This window comes from Catalinimonas locisalis, assembly GCF_038039535.1.
GTDB lineage: Bacteria > Bacteroidota > Bacteroidia > Cytophagales > Cyclobacteriaceae > Catalinimonas.
In genome coordinates this window covers 60,168-83,651 of record NZ_JBBPHP010000023.1, presented here as the reverse complement: position 1 = coordinate 83,651, position 23,484 = coordinate 60,168, and the positions used below count along the sequence as shown (strand labels likewise).

At 42.0% G+C, this 23,484-nt stretch carries 14 protein-coding genes; 10 read left to right on the top strand and 4 right to left on the bottom strand.

The window, feature by feature from the left end; all coding sequences use genetic code 11:
• Positions 1-4: 4 nt before the first annotated feature.
• The 5 genes from WJR50_RS22275 (at position 5) to WJR50_RS22255 (ending at position 5,793) form a co-directional block, all read left to right on the top strand.
• On the top strand, positions 5-835 hold the full coding sequence (locus tag WJR50_RS22275; RefSeq protein WP_341295538.1) for a phosphogluconate dehydrogenase C-terminal domain-containing protein: 831 nt from the start codon (positions 5-7) through the stop codon (positions 833-835).
• Positions 836-866: 31 nt separating this feature from the next.
• Positions 867-2,816, top strand: coding sequence for a D-apionate lactonase family protein (locus WJR50_RS22270; protein WP_341295537.1), 1,950 nt, complete (start codon positions 867-869; stop codon positions 2,814-2,816).
• 137 nt (positions 2,817-2,953) lie between these two features.
• Positions 2,954-3,673 (top strand): SDR family oxidoreductase, encoded by a 720-nt coding sequence (locus WJR50_RS22265; RefSeq protein ID WP_341295536.1) that lies wholly within the window; start codon positions 2,954-2,956, stop codon positions 3,671-3,673.
• Positions 3,674-3,846: 173 nt separating this feature from the next.
• The gene (locus tag WJR50_RS22260) at positions 3,847-5,049 is read left to right on the top strand and encodes a glycosyl hydrolase family 18 protein (protein WP_341295535.1); all 1,203 of its coding nucleotides are present in this window, start codon (positions 3,847-3,849) and stop codon (positions 5,047-5,049) included.
• Between the two features lie 174 nt (positions 5,050-5,223).
• Positions 5,224-5,793 carry an outer membrane beta-barrel protein gene (locus WJR50_RS22255; RefSeq protein WP_341295534.1) on the top strand — a complete coding sequence of 190 codons (570 nt, stop codon included), beginning with the start codon at positions 5,224-5,226 and terminating at the stop codon, positions 5,791-5,793.
• A gap of 70 nt (positions 5,794-5,863) precedes the next feature.
• On the opposite strand, the gene WJR50_RS22250 is transcribed toward WJR50_RS22255, so the two are convergent.
• The 4 genes from WJR50_RS22250 to WJR50_RS22235 form a co-directional block, all read right to left on the bottom strand.
• Positions 5,864-7,150: a fasciclin domain-containing protein gene (locus tag WJR50_RS22250; RefSeq protein ID WP_341295533.1), complete on the bottom strand. Its 1,287-nt coding sequence runs from the start codon at positions 7,148-7,150 to the stop codon at positions 5,864-5,866.
• Positions 7,151-7,593: 443 nt separating this feature from the next.
• Positions 7,594-10,755 (bottom strand): efflux RND transporter permease subunit, encoded by a 3,162-nt coding sequence (locus WJR50_RS22245; protein WP_341295532.1) that lies wholly within the window; start codon positions 10,753-10,755, stop codon positions 7,594-7,596.
• A 37-nt stretch (positions 10,756-10,792) separates the two neighbouring features.
• A complete protein-coding gene (locus tag WJR50_RS22240; protein WP_341295531.1) occupies positions 10,793-11,953 on the bottom strand; it encodes an efflux RND transporter periplasmic adaptor subunit in 1,161 nt (386 codons plus the stop codon).
• Positions 11,954-11,961: 8 nt separating this feature from the next.
• On the bottom strand, positions 11,962-13,290 hold the full coding sequence (locus WJR50_RS22235) for a TolC family protein (RefSeq protein ID WP_341295530.1): 1,329 nt from the start codon (positions 13,288-13,290) through the stop codon (positions 11,962-11,964).
• A gap of 525 nt (positions 13,291-13,815) precedes the next feature.
• Between WJR50_RS22235 and WJR50_RS22230 the strand changes: the two genes are divergently transcribed.
• The 5 genes from WJR50_RS22230 (at position 13,816) to WJR50_RS22210 (ending at position 23,452) form a co-directional block, all read left to right on the top strand.
• The gene (locus WJR50_RS22230; protein WP_341295529.1) at positions 13,816-16,104 is read left to right on the top strand and encodes a patatin-like phospholipase family protein; all 2,289 of its coding nucleotides are present in this window, start codon (positions 13,816-13,818) and stop codon (positions 16,102-16,104) included.
• A gap of 553 nt (positions 16,105-16,657) precedes the next feature.
• Entirely contained in the window at positions 16,658-18,016 is a 1,359-nt protein-coding gene (locus WJR50_RS22225; protein WP_341295528.1) for a DUF1593 domain-containing protein, read from the top strand.
• A 189-nt stretch (positions 18,017-18,205) separates the two neighbouring features.
• Positions 18,206-18,808, top strand: a complete 603-nt coding sequence (locus tag WJR50_RS22220) for an RNA polymerase sigma factor (protein WP_341295527.1) — start codon at positions 18,206-18,208, stop codon at positions 18,806-18,808.
• A gap of 91 nt (positions 18,809-18,899) precedes the next feature.
• Positions 18,900-19,859: a FecR family protein gene (locus WJR50_RS22215; RefSeq protein WP_341295526.1), complete on the top strand. Its 960-nt coding sequence runs from the start codon at positions 18,900-18,902 to the stop codon at positions 19,857-19,859.
• A 143-nt stretch (positions 19,860-20,002) separates the two neighbouring features.
• Entirely contained in the window at positions 20,003-23,452 is a 3,450-nt protein-coding gene (locus tag WJR50_RS22210) for a SusC/RagA family TonB-linked outer membrane protein (RefSeq protein WP_341295525.1), read from the top strand.
• Positions 23,453-23,484 lie beyond the last annotated feature (32 nt).

Genomic DNA, 23,484 nt, shown 5'->3' with positions numbered 1-23,484 from the left:
CAACATGAAAAAAGTAGCACTAATTGGAGCAGGAGGCAAAATGGGTTGGAGAACTACTGCCAACCTGCGGGACAGTCCTGATTATGAAATGTCGTATCTGGAAGTCAGCGAAGAGGGAATAAATCGCCTGAAGGAAGTAGGCATCAAAGTATCAATCCCTACAGAAATTCTTCCCGAAGTAGACATCGTCATTCTGGCAGTACCCGATGTAGCGATCAAAGGAATCGCTGCTGATGTAGTACCTCAGCTTAAATCCGGTGCGATGCTGGTGACCCTAGACCCTGCTGCGCCCTGTGCCGGACATCTGCCGGAGAGGGAAGATGTTACCTATTTTGCTGCTCACCCTTCACATCCTTCTGTGTTTAATTGGGAGCCCAATGAGAAAGCTCATTTTGACTACTTTGGAGGAATAGCCGCCAAGCAAAGTATTGTCTGTGCCTTGATTCAGGGACCAGAAGAAGATTATGCTGTAGGTGAGATTCTGTCCAAAAATATGTATAAGCCGGTGGTCAAAGCACATCGGGTCACCATTGAACAGATGGGTATACTGGAGCCAGCACTATCTGAAACCTTTGCTGCGGCAGTGGTGACCATCATGAAAGAAGCAGTAGATACAGCGGTAGAAAAAGGGGTGCCTAAAGAAGCCGCTTACGATTTTTTTCTGGGACATATCAACATTGAATTAGCCTTGCTTTTCGGTCAGTTGCCGGGGGGGCAGTTTTCTGATGCTGCCATGAAAGCCATAGAATTGGGTAAGCCACTACTATTTAAAGAGAACTGGAAAGATATCTTTGAGTGGGATAACGTAATGAAACAGATCAAGGCAATCACCTGATTGGATAGCTAAGCGTGATAAAATAAATTTTTTGAACAGAAAAAATATCTCTCCAATGGCAGACTTTAGTTTTTCTAAAGAACAGAAATATTACGGTGGAGCCGGGCATCGGCCTCCTGAAATCATTCAGTTAAAGGCCGGGCCAGTGCGTTGCCAGTATGAGTCAGGCTATCTTCGTTACCTGAAAGCCGGAGAGAAAGAGTTGTTGAGAATGATTTATCCTGCAGTAAGAGACCACAACTGGGGTACCATTGCTCCGCAGATTAGTAATGAGAAGATCGTAAATGAGCCCGAGCACTTTGAAATCAGCTACGATTGTCTTTACCAAAGTAGGGAAGTCTCTTTTCAGGCTCAATTTCACATCTTAGGTACATCCAAAGGAGAAGTGAGTTTTGAGATGGAAGGGAAGTGTCTTAAGTCATTTCGCAAAAACCGTATCGGCTTCAATGTGCTGCATCCACCTGAAGCAGCGGGATCAAAGATAGTGGTGGGTCATACTAATCATGAAGAAGAAAAAGGAGCCTTTCCGGTCTACATCAGTCCTCATCAACCCTTTATGGATATGCGATACATTCGCTGGCAGCTTGATGATTTATGGGCGAAAGTGGAGTTTGAGGGTGATATTTTTGAGATGGAGGACCAGCGCAACTGGACGGATGCATCCTTTAAGACTTACAGTACGCCCCTTGCTATTCCTTTTCCAGTGCAATTAGAAAAAGGGGAGAAGATCAGACAGTCAGTGAAGCTTAGCCTTGAAAATGCTCAGCCTAATGACTCTTCATCTGATGAAATTGTTGAGTTAACTGTAGGTGCAAATCGTTATGCATTACCGGAAATTGGAGTAGGTCAGTCTTCAGAAATCAGTCAAATGACTGAAAAGGATTTAGCTTATTTTAGCAGGCTTGCCTTCTCTCACTATCGGATGGATTTACATTTGTATCGCGGAGACCTGGAGAATAATTGGATGCGTGCTACGGAAGAATCTAAGCTGTTGAATTTACCATTAGAGTTGGCTTTACACTTCGGCAAAGAGACCGTCAGAGAATTGGGAAATCTGAAAGATTTGATGGAAGCAAATAAGCCAAATATCAAAAAGTTGCTCATCTTTTCCAAAGGCCATAAGACCACGCCTTCAACGCTGCTGGAACAGGTCCTGCCTGACCTGAGAACCATGTTTCCAGAAGCACAGATAGGGGCAGGAACAGATTGCTTTTTTACTGAACTCAATCGTGAAAGGGTAAAAACCAGAGGCCTGGATTTCCTTACATATTCACTTAATCCGCAGGTGCATCAGTTTGATAACCAATCTCTGGTAGAGACATTAGCTGCACAAAGCTATACCGTAGAAAGCGCACGGCAGTTTTCAAATAATTTGCCCATTGAGATTTCACCTGTTACTCTCAAAATGCGCTTTAATCCCAATGCTACCGGTCCTGAACCTGATACACTTGAAGGAGAGTTACCTCCGCAGGTGGATACCCGACAGATGTCACTTTTTACTGCAGGATGGACCATCGGCAGTATCAAATACCTGGCAGAAAGTAAAATAGCATCAGTGACATACTTTGAAACGCTGGGCCGAAGAGGAATGATGCAGGGAGAGCTTGAGCCTCTACTTCCCGAAAAGTTTGTTGCAGTGAAGGGTATGGTGTATCCACTGTATTGGGTGTTTTACAATTTATTACAAGACAAAAACATCCAACTGATAAAAACTGAGAGCAGTGATCCTCATCAGGCGGATGGACTGATCTGGGAAGCGGCTGGACAACAATATATGTTTCTGGCAAACTATCAGCCCTTTGAGGTAGAAGTAAAAGTAGCACAGTGGTTTGAAGAAGTTGAGCGAAAAACACTGGATGAAGAAAACTTTGAAACAATGGCCCTTCATTTTGATGAATTTATCGCTTCACCTTGGACTGAGGCAAAGTCAGACCTAAGGCTTTCACCCTACAGCATCGTATTGCTGAGGGCAAGGAAATAATATTGGGGCAAAATTTTTTTGCTACTTTCAATTTTAAGTAGTCAGAAAATCAAGGCGAATGGTTTGCCTAGCAGAAACATTCTAGTGTGAATTAAGTAAGCAATAGTAGAAGTTTCATTTTTTAAACACATAATTAAATGCAAAACCTGGAAAATAAAACAGCACTAATTACTGGAGGTAGTAAAGGAATTGGCTATGGTATCGCTGCCGCCCTAATGGATAAAGGCATGAAAGTAGCCATCACCAGCCGATCGCAGTCCAAAGCTGATGATGCTGCCGCCAAACTTAACAAATCCGGAAAAGGTGAAGCACTAGGGATTGCCGCTGATGTGCGTGATTTTGAGTCACAGCAGAAGGCGGTAGACCAACTTATACAAAAATGGGAGAAACTGGATCTGTTAGTGGCCAATGCCGGCTTAGGGCATTTTGCTTCCATAGAGGAAATGACTGCTGAACAGTGGAACGAAACCATTGACACCAACCTTACCGGTGTTTTTTATACCATCAAAGCTGGTCTTAAGGCACTGAAATCATCAGAAGGATATTTCATTACGATCTCAAGCCTCGCAGGAACCAACTTTTTCCCAAACGGATCAGCTTATAATGCCAGCAAATTCGGGTTAACTGGTTTCACACAATCAGTAATGTTAGACCTGCGACAGCATGGAATCAAAGTAACGACCATCATGCCGGGTTCGGTAGCGACTTATTTTAACAACCATCAACCTAATGATCAGGATGCCTGGAAAATTCAGATTGAAGATCTGGGGCAAATGGTAGTAGACCTGATGGAGATGCATCCGCGCACACTGCCCAGTAAAATTGAGGTGCGCCCATCTCAGCCACCCAAAAAATAATTATCAATTTGCTTTGAGGGAAAGTAATCCAATAGACTTACTTTCCCTTTTTTTAAATCCGGAAGTAAACAGACTATTGACAGAACATAAATTTATCCTTTCTCCCTTCAAATCATATTTCAAGTACATTTTCTCTATATTGATGGTCATTATCTGATCAAACTATCTTGTCTATGTACTTGCTGAAACCCTCAATATTTTCATTCTTACTTCTTTTAACTGGTATTTCCTGTAAACAGGAAATCTACCAGGACGCTGGAGGTAGCTATATAGAAGAACCGAGTTTTAAAGTAGTTGGCTACCTGAGTGCAGGTAGTTTTGAGATCATAGATCAAATAGAATTACACCGGCTTACCCATCTGAATCTGGCCTTCGCAAACCCCGATGCTCAGGGAAATCTTGTCTTTAGCCGAGGAAAAAATATTAGCCCAATAGTAGAAAAAGCCCATGAGCAGAACGTGAAGGTACTACTTTCATTGGCCGGGGGTGGAGGTTTGGTAGAAGAAAAACCTTATTGGAAAAGAGTATTGAAGAAAGAAAACAGAGCAGCTTTTATTGACAAGATCATAGCTTATGTAGAAAAAAATAACTTGGATGGCGTAGATGTAGACATTGAAGGTAATCTTATGCCTACCATTGGCAATACTTATACCCCTTTTGTGCTGGAATTGAAGGACGCACTGCATAGCAGGGGAAAAGCCATTACAGCTGCACTACCCGGGGCCTGGCTCCATGAAGATATGACACAGGAAGCATTGGAGGCATATGACTTTATTAACATCATGGTGTATGATGCTACGGGTCCCTGGAGACCGGATGATCCGGGACCTCATTCCACTTACGAATTTGCAGAAGAATCTATTGAGTTTTGGACAAAAGAAAGAAATATTCCAGCGGAACGACTGGTGCTTGGTATGCCTTTTTATGGATATGACTTTAGTGTGATCAGGTCAAAAAGATATAGCGAAATCGTAAGCGAAAATCCCGCTGATGCCTATCAGGATGAAATAGAACAGCTGTATTATAACGGAATACCAACCATTGTGAAGAAAACCCGTTTAGCGCAGGAAAAAGTGAATGGTGTCATGTTCTGGGAGTTGGGCCAGGATGCAGTCGGTGAACTGTCTTTGCTCAGAGCAGTAGATCAGGTATTAAATGCTGAAGATTGCGAAGAAGAAAGTCTGGCTACCTATTTTGCAGATGCTGATGGCGATGGCTATGGTGATCTGAGCAAGCCTCTTCAGGCTTGTGTTTTGCCGGATGGATATGTCAGCAATATGCAGGACTGCGATGACAATAGCGCAGCCATACATCCTTCAGCGGCTGAAGTTCAGGATGAGATTGATCACAACTGTAACGGAAATACATTTGAGTAAATATAAAAATGCTACGGATAGACAATCATTTGCTCAGGGTTTAGTTACCTATACTTTGATTTTACTGAGAAAGATCATAATCTCTGATGATACAGGTCATTCATGATGTTAGTCAAATGAAATACCTTTGAGTAGTTCATTGAAAACACCTAAACCTGTAAAAAGGAGCTGATCATGAAAAATATTCTGATTTTGGTCATGCTGTTAAGCTTTCATTCACTGTTAGCACAAGACCGATTGAGTTTTGAAATCCGACCTGACATTGGATTTGCAACACAAGAACTTGGTGATGCAAGTCTCAATACCGGATTCGGCATTGAAGGTACTTTTGCCTATCGTTTTATGCCGCACCTGGCAGCTTATGCCGGCTGGGGATGGCAGCAATTTACTGCCGATGAATCTTTTGCCGGAGCCAATATAGATGTGGAAGAAACCGGTTATACTTTCGGTTTGCAATTTATCCATCCGTTAGGCTCTACACCCATGTCTTATTTTGTAAGAGGAGGAGGAATTTATAACCATATAGAGCTGGAAAATGATGAGGGTGACATTACAGCTGATTCAGGTCATGGACTAGGTTGGCAGGCTGAAGCAGGGGTAGCAGTACCTTTGGGAGAAAACTGGCGCCTGATGCCAGGTATCCGATATCGTGCCTTATCTCGTGACATAGAAATTGGCAATAATAATACTCCGGTAGATCTTAACTACATTTCTATCGGGATAGGATTCAGCCGGTATTTTTAGGCTTGATGGTTGTAAGATAAAAAAAAGCTCTCCAGCAATGGAGAGCTTAAATTTTGTGATGTACAATAAATTAATCTTCAGTCACCTTAACTTCAAGACGGATACCGTCATCAGAGCCATCAGTTCCAATAATTTCTACTACTTTGATGAGTCCAAATTGTCCACCTTCGGTCTGGAAAGCAACCACTAAACCTTCATCAAGTGCTGTAGCACGACCGGTATTTGTATAAGGTGTTCCAATTTCATACTCAGCCGCAACACGTTCACCCTGAGAGGCTGCAATGATATCAAAACCTTCGGTGGTTAAGTTTGTAAGTCTGAAGTCTGTATTGTTACGAGTCCCCCATTCTTCCAATCCTCCATAAAGTGCTGCATTGGTTGGCCATGCGTCAGGCGAAGCCAGCGTAGCCAGATTTGTTTCTCCATAATAATATCCAAAATCAATACTCGCGGATATGGCATCATCAGTACCTGCTACTTCGTTGTAAGTAAAAACATCTCCGGTAATTGAACTAAAGAATGTTTCTGACATCAAATCACTGTCAGGAGCGGCAAGTAAGAACGCTTCATAGAAAGTCAGGTCAGGAAGCAATACTTCTCCAATAGCATGAATCACACCATTATCTGCCTCCAAATCAGCGGTAGCCACTTCTACACCATTTACACTCACTGTTCCATTTTCAGATAGAATATATAGGCTGTCGCCGCTGAGTGTTTCATAGTAACCTGATTCCACTTCGGTTGACAATGCTGCTACACCAGGAATCACATGATACTGTAGGATTTCAATCAGACTATCCTGAGTAGGAAAATCATCATCAGAATTGATGAATATATCGTCAAAAGCATCATCGGTAGGAGCGAAGACAGTAAATGGACCATCCTGTCCCAGAGCATCAACCAACTCAGCCTCTTGCAAGGCAAGTACGAGTGTCTCAAAATCGTCGCTGCGGGTAGCAATGTCTATTATTGAACCGACGGCTACTTCAATTTCCAAATCTTCAGTGGCGGTATCACTACCGTTCGCAGCGGTAAAGGTTAGTGTAATTACATCCCCACTGGCAGCACTTTCAGAAACGATGTACTGAATAGACTCTCCGGAAGTAGCGGTATTGTCATCACTCACAAAACCACCGTCGGCATCATCAGTTACTGTTGCTTCTGTATCAGTAGCTCCATTGATAATATTAACTTCTACTGAAACTGTGTCACCGGGAGCAGCGATTAAGTTGTCAGATGGGTCAATAGTAATACTCAAAGGACCATCCGGAGTTTCGCTATCTTCCTCACAGGAGGTTAAAAAAATTACTGATAACGCCAATGAGCTGAATAAAAAATATCTAAAAAACTTGTTCATAGGTAAAAAATTATTAATGAAATAATATGTATTTATCTGGTATATTTAGTAACAATCCGCTATTCTGTCTACTCAATTAATCCTGAAAAAATTAATTTGTTCGTAAAAAAAAGGATTTGGGTAGTATTGCTTTAGACGCAATGTTCTTAGAAACTGAAAATTGAAGAACATTTCTTAACATATATTTTTTTTCAATGCAGAGTGTTTCCTTAATATTTCGTGAAGGTAGATTTTGTAAAATAATATTCTGCTAATCTATGATTCTTTATTTGCAACTTTTCAAGCTTAAGATAATTTTATGCAAGCAAGAAAATCCAATTGTACAGCAGGTGAGCAATATTTATGTAGTGGTGTTTAGGATTTTCAAGTAACCTGCATAAAAAAAATACCTGCATTTGAGGCAGGTATTTCTTCATATTTATAATCATTATTTAGCCCATCTATTATCCCTGACTTGTATTTGGATTATCCTGCAATTCCTGAAGCTTTTTCTTACCATAAGCTAATCTTGTGATGGCCACATAAAGTACCGGTACTGCAAAAATAGCAAGAAAGGTAGCTGCCAGCATCCCACCAATCACTGTCCAGCCAATGGTTTGACGAGCTACTGCACCCGCTCCACTTGCAAGGACAAGCGGTACTACGCCCAAAATAAACGCCATAGAAGTCATGATAATGGGGCGAAGCCTTAGCTTCACAGCCTCTAAAGTTGCTGCAACTAATTCCATACCTGCATCCACTCTCTCCTTGGCAAATTCTACAATCAGAATTGCGTTTTTAGCTGCCAAACCAATCAGCGTGATCATTCCAATCTGGGCATAGACATTGTTATCCAGTTTAGGCAAAAAGGTTAGTGCCAGTATAGCCCCAAATAAACCTAAGGGAATGGCAAATAGTATGGAAAAAGGTACTGACCAGCTTTCGTAAAGTGCTGCCAGAAGCAGTAGTACTAAAATAATAGACAGACCAAATATGGTGATGGTACTGTTACCTGCTTTCTTTTCTTCCCGACTGAGTCCGGAAAAGTCATACCCAAAGCCCGCGGGAAGAACTTCCGCAGCTACTTCTTCCAAGGCTTCCAGGGCCTGACCACTACTGTAACCGGGAGCGGCACTGCCATTGATATCTGTAGACCGGAAGAGATTATAGTGATTGATCACCGGAGCATTTTCCACAATATTATATCTGACGAGTGCGCTCAGAGGAATGGCATTCCCCTGATGATTCATTACATAAAACTGCTCCATATCCCGTATGTCATTACGGTAAGAAGTGTCTGCCTGTGCCACTACCTTAAAGTTACGGCCGTAGCGGGTAAAATCGTTGATATACTGACTTCCCATGTAAGAAGACATTGTATTGAAAACATCGCCCAGGCCTACGCCTAGTTTTTTAGCTTTCTCCCTGTCTACTTCTACATGGTAGCCGGGTGTTTGGGCAGTGAAAAAACTGTAAGCCATTGCTATCTCTGGCCGTTGATTTGCAGCCGCCAAAAACTGACCTAGCACCTGCTCAAACTCTTGAATGTCTCCACCTCTGCGTTGTTCAAGTACAAAGGTGAAACCACCTGACTGTCCCAAACCGGGAATCGCCGGTGGAGATACTACAACAATATCTGCTTCTTCAATTGAAGCAAACTTCTGCCTGAGCCTTGCCATCACCCCCTGTAGTTGTTCAGAGGGATCAGTGCGTTCACTCCAGGGTTTCATCTGCGTAAAGAAGGTTGCACTGTTGGGTTTGAAAGAGAAGTTGATACCGTTTAGTCCACCGATAGCATTATAGTGCTCAATGGCGGGGATTTCATTGATAATCTCAGCTACATCTTCCATCACCTCGTTGGTACGGGTAGATGATGCTCCTTCAGGAAGCTCAAGTGAAATAAACACTCGTCCCTCGTCTTCAGTAGGAATGAAGCCGGTAGGTTTGGTCTGGAATAAGCCGAATGTTCCAACATACACACAGATCAGAATGATGAATACCAGTGGAGTAGCTTTGATACTTTTACGAACACCTGCTGTATAGCTTTCGGTAGTTTTGTTGAACCAATGATTAAAACGAACGAAAAACTTCGCCAGTCCCTTGGCTTCTTTTTCCGGCTTGGAAGGTTTAAGAATGAGCGTACAAAGTGCCGGCGTAAGCGTAAGGGCAACAAATGCGGAGATCAAAACTGAAATCGCAATTGTAATGGCAAATTGCTGATAAAGTCGGCCAACAATTCCTGGAATAAAACCTACCGGAATAAATACCGCTGCCAGAATCAATGCAATAGCGATAACGGGAGCAGTGATCTCTTTCATCGCCTTACGAGTGGCGTCCATAGGAGAAAGCTTTTCTTCGTCAATATTATGCTGTACTGCTTCAACCACAACAATGGCATCATCCACCACTATGCCAATGGCCAGCACAAAGCCAAAAAGCGTAAGGGTATTGATGGTAAAATCCAGCGGAATAAAAAAGATGAAGGTTCCGATGATAGATACCGGAATGGCAAGAATAGGAATTAAAGTAGCCCTCCAGCTTTGCAAAAACAGGAATACCACCAGAATTACCAACACCAAAGCTTCTGCTAGCGTATGCACCACTTCCTCAATGGAAGTTTCTACTACAGTGGCAGTCTCCATAGAAACCACCGATTCTACATCTGCCGGAAAGCCTGCCTGTAATTCTTCCAGGGCAGCATTCACTCCTGCTGCTGTTTCCAGAGCATTACTTCCCGGAGCCTGATAAATCAGTAATATGGAAGCAGGATTACCATCTACGATCGTCGTTCTTCCGTAGTCAAATCTGCCAAAATCAATGCGTGCTACATCTTTCAGATACACGATAGAGCCATCCGCCGGATTTGTGCGTACAATGATATTTTCAAACTCCTCCTGGGTTGACAGGCGACCATTAACAGTAATTGGATATTCAAAAGACTGTGTAGGAAACTGGGGCATGGCACCCACGGTACCGGCTGCTACCTGCTGGTTTTGTTCCTGTATGGCAGCGTTTACCTCCCGGGCACTGATGTTGTACTGTGCAAGTTTATCAGGTTTGAGCCAGAGACGCATACTAAAATCCTGCCCGATGGCAGTAATGTCTCCAACTCCGGGAACCCGTAATAGCGCATCCCTTACAAAAATATTGGTATAGTTGTCCAGGAATTTAACGTCGTGCGTGCCTTTGGGTGAGTAGATGCCCACGATCATCATAATGCTGGGATTTCTTTTCCTTACAGTCAATCCTAGTCTTCGGACTGCTTCCGGCAGACGAGGTTCAGCGATACTCACCCGATTTTGTACATCCATGGTAGCGATATCCACATCAGTTCCTACCTCAAAGGTCACATTCATCTGCATCTGACCGGTACTGGTATTGGTTGAGCTGACATAAGCCATGCCCGGGGTTCCGTTAATCTGTGTCTCTACCGGAGTGGCTACCGTCTGCTCTACTGTCTGCGCATCTGCTCCGGTATAATTACCTGACACAGATACTACTGGTGGAGTAATGTCTGGATACTGAGTTACAGCAAGGTTCATCATAGAGATAAGTCCCACCAGAACAATTACTATAGAAATAACCATGGAGGTTACCGGCCTCCTGATAAATACATCTGAAATCATATTGTGTTAATCAGAAAAAATCTAAGTCAAAAAATGATCATTTACTGGAGGCGGGGGAAGAAATGGCTTCCTGCATATTAGCTACTTGTACCTTTGCTCCCTGCCGCAGGCGCTGAATTCCTTCTACTACAATATCCTGGCCTTCGGAAAGGCCATCACGAACCACAATGGATTTGCCAAAACGGGTACCCAACTTTAGATTCTGCTGCCGAACGGAGTCACTTTCTATAATCCACACATAATTCTCACCCATTTGTTCGGTCACCGCTTTATAGGGAATTACGAGTTGCTCTCCGATATCCTGATTCAGCACATTGACTGTTACAGTCATTCCGGCAATTAATTGTCGTTCAGGGTTAGGAAAGGTAAGTCGCAGGTTGATGGTACCACTCTGACGGTCAACTGCCCTGTCAATGGTACTGAACTTTCCCGTATAAGGATAGGTACTGCCATCGCCAAGTATAATGGTGAACAGTGAGTCTGGCTGTTCGCTCTTGTTTTGCATAAGCCTGTTAAAGCGAGGGATCTCCTTCTCATTGATCACAAAATTTACCGCAATCGGATCGTCAGATGATAGGGTATTGAGTAAAGGCTGACCAGGAGATACCTGCGCGCCTACTCTTACTTGTGATATCCCCACAGTACCTGAAAAGGGTGCATTGATCACTGAATAGGTAAGATCGGTTGAGGCACTTTCTAACTGAGCTTTGGCAGCTGCCACCTGAGTTTTGGCAGTCTCCATATCAGTACGTGCATAATCTACTCTTTGAGAAGCAATGGCTTCCTGCTCATTCAGTCTTTCATATCTTTCCAGGTCTTTTTTTACCTTTTCCAGATTAGCCTGAGCACTTTCCAGGTTCGCTTTGGCCTGCTGATATGCGGCCTGGTATTTTCTTCGGTCAATTTCGTATAGCTTTTCTCCTTTTTCTACTTTTTCACCGTCTTCTACATAAATATCTGTGATATAGCCAGAAACCTGAGGGCGTAGCTCAACTTCGTTCAATGGCACTACCGTACCCGGATAGGTATCTATTCCAGTCACTTCTTCTGAGTTTACGGTATATGCATTTACAGAAATAGCCTGAGAGCCAGCAGACTGTTGTTGTGCTCCGCTAGAATCACCGCACGATGATAATACTAATGGTGTAGATAAGGCTGTTAATAGCCATAACAATCTTTTCTTCTTTAGAATATACATTTTAGATTTTAATTGAAGTCAATATTTCCCAGTGCTTTCTGCAAATCCAGCTTGCTGGCCAGCACATTGTAGAGTGCGTTATAATAATTGAGCTGGGCAGTTCTCAGGTCAGTCTCAGCGAGTACCAGGTCCAGGTAGGCTTTGATCCCTTCATCATATTGCAGCTTGATGATATCATATACCTCTTCAGCTACCTGCATATTTTTTTTGAGCGTTTGCCATTCGGTGTAGTCACTCTTATAGCTTGCCAATGCTGCCTGATAGTCGGTATTGATAGCCCTTTTGGTGTCAGCAATATCTATATCCAGTCTTTCTTCCTGCAATTGAGCGATCTGTAATTCCTGCACCCTCCGGGTACCCTGAAAGATAGGAAGACTTACCTGCAGACCCGCCGCTGAAGTGGGGTAAGCCTGGTCGTAAAGTTGCGACATTTCATCACTCAGGTAAATCCAGTTGTAATTGGCAAATGCAGAAACGGTAGGTAAAAAGTCCCATCGGTAATAGCTGGTGTTGAGCTGAAGCAATTGACGTTGGGTTTGAAGCTGCTGATATTCAATGCGTTTGCTGTACTCCAACGCTTGGGTGGTGTCAACCGTGATGTCCAGCTCCATAAGTTCAAAATCATACACCAGGTCCAGCGCTCTGTCTACCGGATAACCCATCAGTTCTTTTAGCAACGCATATTTTGCACCTAACGACTCCTGCGTTCTTTTCCGGTCGGCTCGGGTATTGGCCAGGGTGATGCTGGCCCTTTGGTAATCTGTCTTGTCTACTATGCCACTCCTGTACTGGCTGAGCGCATCATCATATTGCTTTTCCTGACGGACAATATTTTCGTCCAGTATTTCCAGTTGCTGCTGGGTTAGGAGAATGTTATAAAAAGCTTTGCTCACATTCATCACAGTATTGATTTTACTTTCCTCCGTATTTTGGTCCAGCTGATCGCGGGTGTAGCTGGCAGCTTTGGAGGCGAGCAGTACGTCTCTGCTGTAAATTGTCTGATCAGCTTGTAAAATAATATTTGAGTTATTTTTTCTTCCGATGGTAATTAGCTGATCCCCGAAGGCGGTTGTTTGCAGCTTAAAATTATGAGATGCATTGTAGCGGGCTGAAATCTGGGGAAGCCAGGCGGACAGGTTGGCTTTGATTTCTCTTTCCCCGATCGCTTCATCTATCATCGCCTGCTGCACAGCAGGTTTATGCGACAGCGCATAGTCCACACAATACGCCAGGCTAAACTTTCCCGCCACAGTATCGGCATTGACCTGCGCATTTAGAGGATTTGTTACACCAAAAAAAACTAACAGAAGGGGCACCAGATCCAAAAAGGTTTTCATGTAATATGATATTGTCAGTAATAAAAGCTATTGATTGAATTCAGCTAAGACACCTATCGCGACAAACTTGTAAAGAGCTATTTTACTCACAAAAAACGCAGATCAAAAAGATTTACTTTAGCCTTCTCCTACAATGTCTATAGCTTTTTCTATGTAAAAGCTACCATTCAATATTGTGTGTAAAAAGCACACAATATTGAATGGTTTACGACTTCATTTGTTTTGGGTTAATGAATTTTCAAAAAAAATGATGATTTTTTGAAAATAAAAGGAAGTGATTTTTTGAGTCGTATTAGGAAAAGTCTAACCTGATTTATGGTTTCAAAAAAAATTAGTTGTTTTTACCTGTGAAAAAATGTTTAGCTAAAAAATTGGCCTGGTTATTACACTTAACAAACTTCCCTCAAGTGTTTCTTAAATTAGATCTTTTTTCTAGTTTCATATTTATATGTCAACTAGAAACTACTGTCCGGATTTAGTTGCATAATTTCATGAAAATCACCCTCATCGTGTAAGTTAGATATCATGCACAGCCTCACAATCATCTTTGCTTTCTCCTGCTTAGTATTTAGTCATTTACCCTTATCTGCTCAACAAACAGGTGAAAATTACCCTAAGGTAGGATTGGTTTTGAGTGGAGGTGGTGCAAAAGGAATGGCACATGTAGGTGCCCTGAAAGTATTGGAAGATGTTGGCATCGTCCCTGATTATATCACAGGAACCAGTATGGGCTCATTGGTAGGTGCTTTATATGCCATGGGCTATACCGCTGAAGAAATGGAGGAACTGCTGATAAATATGTCCTGGGATCAGGTTTTATCAGATAATATACCCCTGCGCGAAGTAACGATTGAGGAAAAACCATACTATGGCCGTTATCTGGTAGAGCTTCCTGTTAATGGTCTCAAAGTTTCATTGCCCCGAGGCGTGCTGGAGGGACAAAGACTTTCAGAATTATTCAGTAAACTCACTTTGGGCGCTCACGATATTGAAGATTTCTCTCAACTTCCCATTCCCTATGCTGCGGTAGCTGTAAATATTGCTGATGGCAAACCAGTCATACTAAATCAGGGCTCATTGCCTGAAGCAATGCGAGCCAGCATGGCAATTCCATCTATTTTTACCCCGGTAGCTACTGATAGTATAACCCTACTGGTGGATGGAGGGCTGGCCCGCAACTTTCCGGTACAGGAGGTTATAGACATGGGAGCAGATGTTGTCATCGGGGTAGATGTCTCCGGAGGATTTGTAGATGTGGATGGCATACAAACCCTGGTAGACGTGATGCTGCAGTCTTCTTTTATGATGAGTAATCTGGATACCGAAGAGCAAATCAAAAAAGTGGATTTATTGATACAGCCGGATCTGGGACTTTATGGTGCAGGAAGCTTTTATAATTCACAAGAGATCATTGAACTGGGGTATACCGCCGCACTGATTCAAAAAGATAATTTGTCTAAGCTGGCAGATTCTATTTATGCGCTACGCTCCAGGCCTGCTATTCCTCAGCGACCGGCCGTTGAGGATTCTTTCAGAGTACAGCGTATTACAGTAGCTGGCAATGACAATATTCCTTCTTCCTACATCAAGGGAAAACTAAATGTGTTGTCAGGCAGATACATTCAGATTGATGAGATAGAGAAAAACATTGAGCTGCTGTACGGCACACGTTTTTTTAACAAAATTACCTACGAGCTTCGCGCTAACGGAGAGGAACTCCTTATCAAGGTTGAGGAAGCCCCCAGTGCGTATTTGCGTCCTGCGCTCCACTTTGACACAGAGAATGGGGCAGGTTTCATTCTTAGTTATGTCCACCGGAACGTTTTTTTGCCCAGCTCACGTCTTACAGTAGAAGCGGATTTTGCTGAAAACCCCAGAGTTTTTTTCAACTATTTCAAATACCTGGGAAGAAAACAGCGCTTTGCTGCCATACTGGGAGTAGACTATATTCTCAATGATTTAAGGGCGGGCTTTGGAGAAAGCAGTAATCGGGCAAATTCTGTTTTTAGAAGTTCTTGGCTCAATCCTTATTTACGTATACAGACCAGTCGCTTTCAGGATTGGATGCTAGGGGTAAATGCTGGACTTGAAACCGCAAGCTTGCGGCCCACGGTGACTAATAATCTGGTAGGAGCAGGTTTTGAACTAGACTTGGAGAGAGTCAGGCGTTTTCCCTACGACAGCTATCATTTTGGTGTTTATGCCGAGCTTAATACGCTTGATAAACCAATTTTCCCTGAGAATGGCTGGCATGTAAATGCCAACCTGGATTATATTACAGGAGTCAAAATGAGGGTGGATTATTTTTCTGAACCTACTTTTGAGGAAGAGTTAATCAATGATGCTTTTCAATTTTTTGAAAATACAACCCGAGGAATCATAGAGATTCAAAACTATACTCCACTAGGCAGCAGATGGAATTTGCAGTCAGAGCTGACAGCACTCTACTCTTCAGCAGATATACTTTCACCGTACGACGTATATCAGGCAGGAGGCTTTTACCCTATTTTCAGACGCAGTTTTTCGTTTTGGGGAGCCCAACCTTACGAAATTAGTGTAAGTAACACTCTTATGATCAGAGAAAGTGCGCGGTTTGAGATACTTCCCGATTTTTATGCCGAGAGTGTTGTCAACCTGATAATCCCTGAAATTGATACGTTGGATACCAGAAGTATAGCTGAGCAGAGTGTATTAGGTTACGGGATTGGGTTAAATTATAAATCAATACTTGGGCCAATTCAGTTATCTTTAGCCCATCGCGCAAATTCCAGGCGCTGGTACGGCTTCTTCAGTCTGGGCTTCAACATTCGTTAATTAAAATGGAAAACCTATGATATTATCTGAAAAGCTGCTCAATACCTTGAAAACCTATATGAGTCAGTTCAGCAGAGAAGAAGGTTATTTTGAGGATGACATTGTGGTGATGGGTTATTTCTAAAGTCATCCGCTAAATACTAATGTGACCGAAGTGTTACAAATTGACGTGATTCTTAACAAGAGGAAGTCCTCTTTGTCAATGAAATTGTTAGCCAGAAACTTGAACAAAAACATATTTTGCCTCTCGATACTACAATCTTCACCGTCAAAATGACCTCCCCTTACATTATATTGCTATTGGAAAATATTGAAGCTATACTTTGAGCATGTCTTAGGTGAAAAGCTGACAGAACAGCAAATCAAAGATTATCCGACCTTCAAAAAGTGTATGCTCACGCTCAGAAAATAGCTTTGAATAAATCAATACAAATTCAAAGAGATTGACAAATTTGTTTGGATATACGGGGATACGGTTTTACGCGAGATCTAAGCATAAAGTATTTTTTTTTCTGCCGCTTAATGTGGAGTTTAAGGGGTGATGTAAACCAATATGATGTTGAAAGTACAAACTAAAATTACAGGCTCTTTATTAGTAATTCATTTACTATTTGCTGCTACTTTGCCTCTGTTTGCTCAGCAACCTGAAAAACCACGCGTCATCGTCACTACCGATGGAGAAATAGATGACCGCTTTTCTATGATTAGATTTCTGATGTATGCCAATGAGTTTGATGTAGAAGGCGTCGTTCATTCCAGTTCAAAATTTCACTGGAAGGGAAATGAACAGGTAGAAGGGCACCTCTGGAATGATGTATCCTGGATGGACCATTATTTGGATGTATACGATCAGGTACTTCCTAATTTGTTGGTCCATAGCCCGGAATATCCTTCGGCAGATTATTTGAGAAAAAGAGTCCATGTAGGCAATATTGAGCTGGCAGGAGAGATGGAGGAAGAAACCGCTGGCTCCAATCATATTGTGAAAGTATTGTTAGACCCTAATCCTTCACCCATCTGGCTACAGGCCTGGGGAGGTTCCAATACCATTGCCAGGGCACTCAAAACCATTGAAGAGAAATATCCTGAAAAAAAAGATACAGTTGCAAAGAAAGCCAGACTTTTTTTAATCCTGCTTCAGGATACCACTTACGAATCCTACATTAAACCTCATTGGCCGGAACTTACTACCATGTTAAGTACTGCCTTCCCCAGCATTGGCTACCCATGGAAAAAGCGCGTACCTGAAGATTTACAAAAATATTATGCGGCATCCTGGATGGATGAACATGTGCTGTTAAATCATGGGCCGCTGATGGATATTTACCGGGAAAGCCTGCACAAAGCCAGGCAAAGCAGTGCTTTTATTTCTGAGGGTGATTCTCCGGCTTTTATGCATGAAATCTATACTGGATTAAGAAGTACGGAAGACCCTGAATGGGGAGGGTGGGGAGGACGCTTTGTCTATGAAAATGGTACCTGGGTTAGCGCTGAAGATGATGGAAATATCTTTAAATCTATCTACCGCTGGATACCCGCCTATCAGAATGACTGGGCTGCGAGGGCAGATTGGTGTGTGAGTTCAAATTTTGAGCAGGCCAATCATCCTCCTAAAGTCGCCCTGGATTGTGATGAAAAATTACTGAAGTCAGCAGGAAGCCAGATCAGGATAAGTGCTGCTGCTTCTATAGATCCTGACGAAGATACGCTTAATTTTAAGTGGTGGGTTTACGAAGAAGTGGGTACTTATTCTGGCCAGGTAAATTTGCAAACTACTGATTCCGAAGAGATTTCTTTTACAATTCCTGCGGATATGAACAGTGGTGAAACGATACACCTGATTTGTGAGGTAAATGACGATGGAGAGCCATCGTTGACCCGCTATAAAAGAGTAGTTATTGAGGCGAAGTAAAGCATTATGGACATTAATTAAGTCATGTTGATGAAGGTTTAATTACAGTAGCTTGTCCATACGATCAAGGTGGTGAAGTATTAGCCATACTTTTTCCTGCAAATAAAAATTTGATAATGTCTTTTGAATATTTAGCCTTATTTTTTTAAGATTATAAAAATTATAGCCTACTAATCTGATTCAACCTCAATGAAAGAAAAAACTAAGCAAGACATTTTTGATAATTTTAGCTTGGTAAAACGCTTGCAGAAGGGTGAAAAATCTGCTTTTGAAGAAGTATTCTATAATTTTTGTGCTCCTCTTAAAGCCTTTGCGTTACAGGAGCTTAAGAGTGAAGCACTGGCTGAAGATGCAGTTCAGGAGGTTTTTTGTAAATTATGGATCAAGCGAGAAAGTCTGGAACCCATGCTTTCTTTAAGAGGCTTTCTTTTTACCTGTCTCAAAAACCATATCTTAAACCTTATCAGAACGCATAAAAATGAAATTCTGAAAAACTACAAGTTTGCCCATGCTCAACCTCAGGCTTTCAATAGTACCGAAGATACAGTAATCAGTGAGGAAATTCAATCCAGAATTAATCAGGAAGTAAGTCAGCTATCACCAGTCAAAAAGACTATTCTGGAGCTGAGTATTTATAAAGGTCTGTCCAATGAACAAATCGCTCACGAACTGGATGTATCTATCAACACTGTAAAAATGTATCTGAGTCAATCCTCCCGCAAGCTTCGTAAGTTAATTGACTTACATGGAGTTAAGTTTATCATTTTATCTTTTCTTAATATTCTGCCTTGATCATTTCAGGCAGAAAAAAATTTTTTTTAAAATCCGCATATACGATTAAGAGTTAGCTGTGTAGTATATAATAAAAAGCAAAATACTACACATGAGAAGACCCTCATCTGACATCCTTGAACGCTATTTTAAGAATCTTTGTAGCCCTGAAGAGGCTAAATTTGTCCTTGATTGGTTGGCTACTCCTGAGGGTCAGGTATATTATGCTCAACATCTGGACAAAGAGATAAAGTTATATGCTCAAAACACAGCTTTCTATATCGGAGATCAGCATGAAACTAATCTACTGAACAAAATATATCAGAAAATAGAAAAAGAAGAAAAAAGAATACCGCATCAACCTTTTCTCCAATATTGGGTTGCTGCTGCTATCAGCTTACTACTCCTGAGTTCCTTGATATGGTTTATGCTTCAGCCTAATATGGTAGAGGTAGAAACAACTTTTGGTGAAACCAGGGAAATTGAACTGAACGATGGCTCTATCGTTTTTTTGAATGCCAATTCCAACCTGAGCTATTCACTAGATCAGCCCAGAGAAATCTGGTTGGAAGGCGAAGGTTTCTTTGAAGTACAGCATACTACTGATGATGCTCCTTTTAAAGTGCATACTGTGGATCTGGTGGTAAATGTACTAGGCACTGAATTTAATGTAAATACCCGCAGGAAGAAAACCGATGTTGTACTAAACACCGGAAAAGTGAGATTGGATCTGCCTGAACAAAATAAGGAGAGAAGTATGCTGATGGAGCCGGGCGATAAGGTAAGCTATTCCCAGGTGGAGGATAGAATTGAGAGAAAAGTAGTCAACCCTGAGGTGTACAGCTCATGGAGAAAAGGAACCATTGTCTTTGATCATACACCTTTACGAGAGGTATTTCAGCTTATTGAAGACACCTACGGTCTAAGCGTTGAAATTCAGGATCAAAAGCTGCTGAATAAGGAAATAAATGCCCAGGATGTGATAAGAGATCTGGATGTAATGATGACGCTTATTGAAAAAACATTTGGCATCAATTTAATTAAAGAGGATAACAAAATTTATTTGGAATAAAAAAACTGCCAACCCAATCATATTGACCCTGCATTTCGCTTTGCATTCACTTTTACTAATCAAAGCGATCAAAATAGATATGCCAGCGTGAATAGTCAGATTGGCAGTTTGAGGATATACTGTGTTTAATAAATTCTAAAACTATGCAATTCAAACCTAAAAACAAACCCCCTCAATCCAGAGGCGGCAAAAGGCTAAGTATGTGGTGTTTACTCTGTTGTATGGGATACATGCTTTTTGTGTCCAGCAGCCTGGGAGCGCAAAACCTTGCTTATAGTACTTTTAAAAATGATAACCCTAAAGACCAACAATCCAAAAAGTTATCTGAATTTTTGAACGAGCTGGGTGATACCTATCAGATAAAATTTGTCTATGAGAGCGGATTGGTTGATGACAAGGTAGTGCTGGAGTCAGAAGAAGATGACACCAACAAAGAAAAAAAGAATCAAAGCCTGGAAGTGCTCCTTGCAGAATTACTCCGTCCTTACGATCTGACTTTTGAAAAAGTGTATGACAACTATTATGTGATACAAAAGAAAGGAGAGGATGTTGAAAAAAAGGAGGTGCTGGAGAAAATCAATACTGACCCCCAGGAAAGTGAGGAAAGAAGTAACGATCACATCCAGCGTATCACCACCAGTCTGAATATCAATGCAATGGTACTGGATCAAACCATTAGGGGTACCGTAACGGATGAGAATAGTGAACCTTTACCCGGGGTCAATATCGTAGTGAAAAGTACTACTACTGGCACCGTGAGTGATATTGATGGTAACTATAGGCTAACTGTAAATGATGATGCTACTACGCTGGTTTTTTCATCCGTGGGCTATTCAGCTCAGGAGATAGCAATTAATAATCGTTCGGTAATTGATGTTCAGATGGACCCTGATGTACAGGCATTGTCAGAAGTAGTAGTGATTGGCTACGGTACACAGGAAAAAAGAGATATTACCGGGGCGGTCAGTTCAGTAGATGCCAGTGAATTTGAAGACGAACCCATCACGAATATCAGCCAGGGACTGCAGGGAAAAGTACCGGGAGTAAACGTAACGACCAGCAGCGGTGCTCCCGGAGGCAATATGATGGTGAGAATCAGAGGTAATAACTCTGTCATTGGAAGTAATGATCCTCTCTATGTGGTAGATGGGGTGCCTATTCAGGCAGGCACCAATGGAAGTACCAATTTGCTTTCCACCCTTAACACTGGTGATATTGCTTCTATTGAAGTGCTGAAAGACGCTTCTGCTACCGCAATATATGGTTCCCGAGGTAGTAATGGGGTAATTCTGATTACTACCAAACAGGGATCAAGTGGTAAAGGTATGATAGAATTTGAAACCTCTTTCGGAACCAGAGAAATAGTGAGGCAGCTGGATATGCTCAACAGCTTTGAGTTTGCCACTATCGCCAATGAACGGAATATCAATGACGGACTTGATCCGGTGTTCAACGAAATAGATACACTGACTAATATCAACACTGACTGGCAGGATGAAATATTCAGAAATGCCCTGATTCAGAATCATACCATCAGGTTTTCAGGAGGTAATGAAAAAACCAGGTATCTGATATCTGGTAATTACTTTGATGAAGAAGGAATTATCATAGGGTCTGATTTCAAAAGGGGTTCTTTGAGGGTCAACCTGGACCAGGAAGTCAGCGAAAGATTTAAACTTACCTCCCGGCTATTTTTTTCCAGATCTTTAAACAATGAAGTTAATGACAATGAGATTTTACAAAGTGCGTTGAACAGCCCTCCCTTCTTCCCGGTAAGAAACCCCGATGGTACTTATGTGAGTGGAGATGTATTGAAGCAATTTCCCTTTAGCCCCAGTTCAGGAGATAATCCGGTAGCCGTAGCATTGGAGCAACTCAATAGAAGAAGATTTGACCGTGTTTTGGGAAATGTTAATGGTGCCTACACGCTGATGGATGGCTTAACGCTCAATGTTATGCTGGGTGTTGACCAGGTGGGTACCAAAAGAGACTTGTATTCTCCCAGAATCCTGCAATCAGGTCTCCCTGCCGGTAGTGGCGAAAAGGCGTTTGCCAATTCCACATCTTTTCTGAATGAAAATACGGTGAATTATGTAAAAGAAATTGGAGAAAATGATCGCCTGAATGTTACCGCAGGATTTACATGGCAGACCGAAGAATTTGAAAACCTGGTAGGCTCTTCCAGTAACTTTGTTAATGATGAGCTGGAAAACAATATTCTGGGTTCAGGAGAGATATTTGCAGCACCCGGAACAGATTATAATGACTGGACATTAATTTCCTGGCTGGCTCGGGTAAACTACTCTCTGAAAGATAAGTACCTTTTTACAGTTTCAGGTAGGGCCGATGGATCTTCCAGGTTTGGTGAGGGTAATAAGTGGGGTTTCTTTCCCTCGGGAGCTTTTGCCTGGAGAGTATCTGATGAAAACTTTATTAAAGACAACTTGAGTCAGATTTCTAATCTCAAAATGAGGCTAAGCTACGGCTTTTCAGGAAATCAGGCAATTAGCCCTTATCAATCATTACAGCGTTTTTCCAGTACGAATTTAGCTTTCGGAGGTACGCCTACTACAGGCTTTGCAGCAGTCAATCTTGGCAATCCTGATTTGAAATGGGAAACTACCCGTGAGTTTAATGTCGGACTGGAACTAGGCTTATGGGATCATAGGGTATGGTTTAGCGCTGATTATTATATCAAAACCACAGATGATTTATTAGCAAGAGTAAACATTCCTCCTACTTCCGGTTTTACTTCCAATATTCAGAATATTGGTTCTACGCAGAACAAAGGTTTTGAACTGATGCTTGGAGCCGATCTGGTCAGAAGTAATAGGCTGAACTGGGATTTGTCGGTAAACGCATCGCGCAATGTGAATGAAGTGCTTGAAACGGCCGGAGGACAGGATATTATCGCCCAGACCATTGATATTGTGGGTTCGGCGAATATCGTACGGGAGGGAGAACCGCTTGCCGCTTTTTATGGATTGAAGACTGATGGTCTAACCGAAGAAGGATTGTTTAACTTTGTTGATACCAATGAAGATGGTGAGATCAATGATGATGATCGGGTCATTCTGGGTAGTCCCTATCCTGATCTGTTTTACGGAATCTCAACCAATCTTGACTACGGCAATTTTTCTTTGAGAGTTTCTTTACAGGGTGAACTGGGGAAAACCATCTGGAACAGTAATAAGTACCGACACATGAACTCTTTCCATCGTGGCTCCAACCAGATCAGAGAAGTTTTCTACGAGCGATGGACACAAGAAAATCCTAATCCCTACGCTCCCTATCCTAAAGCTACCAGCGCGCTTAACCAGGCTCCTTCAGACTGGTATCTGGAAAATGCAGATTATTTAAGGATACAGAATGTACGAATAAGCTACACATTGCCAGTATCTCAGATGAACATTCAGACACTGAAATCAGCCAGTGTATTTCTGAGTGCGCAAAACCTTTTTACCTTCACTGGATATAGCTGGTACACACCGGATATCAATAATTTTAGTAGCGGGGATTTGAGGATTGGTATTGACCAGAGGACTTATCCTGCTGCCAGAACCATCTCTGTTGGATTAAAAGTTGGCTTGTAGTGCGAGCGGTAAGCATATGTAGACCATTAAAT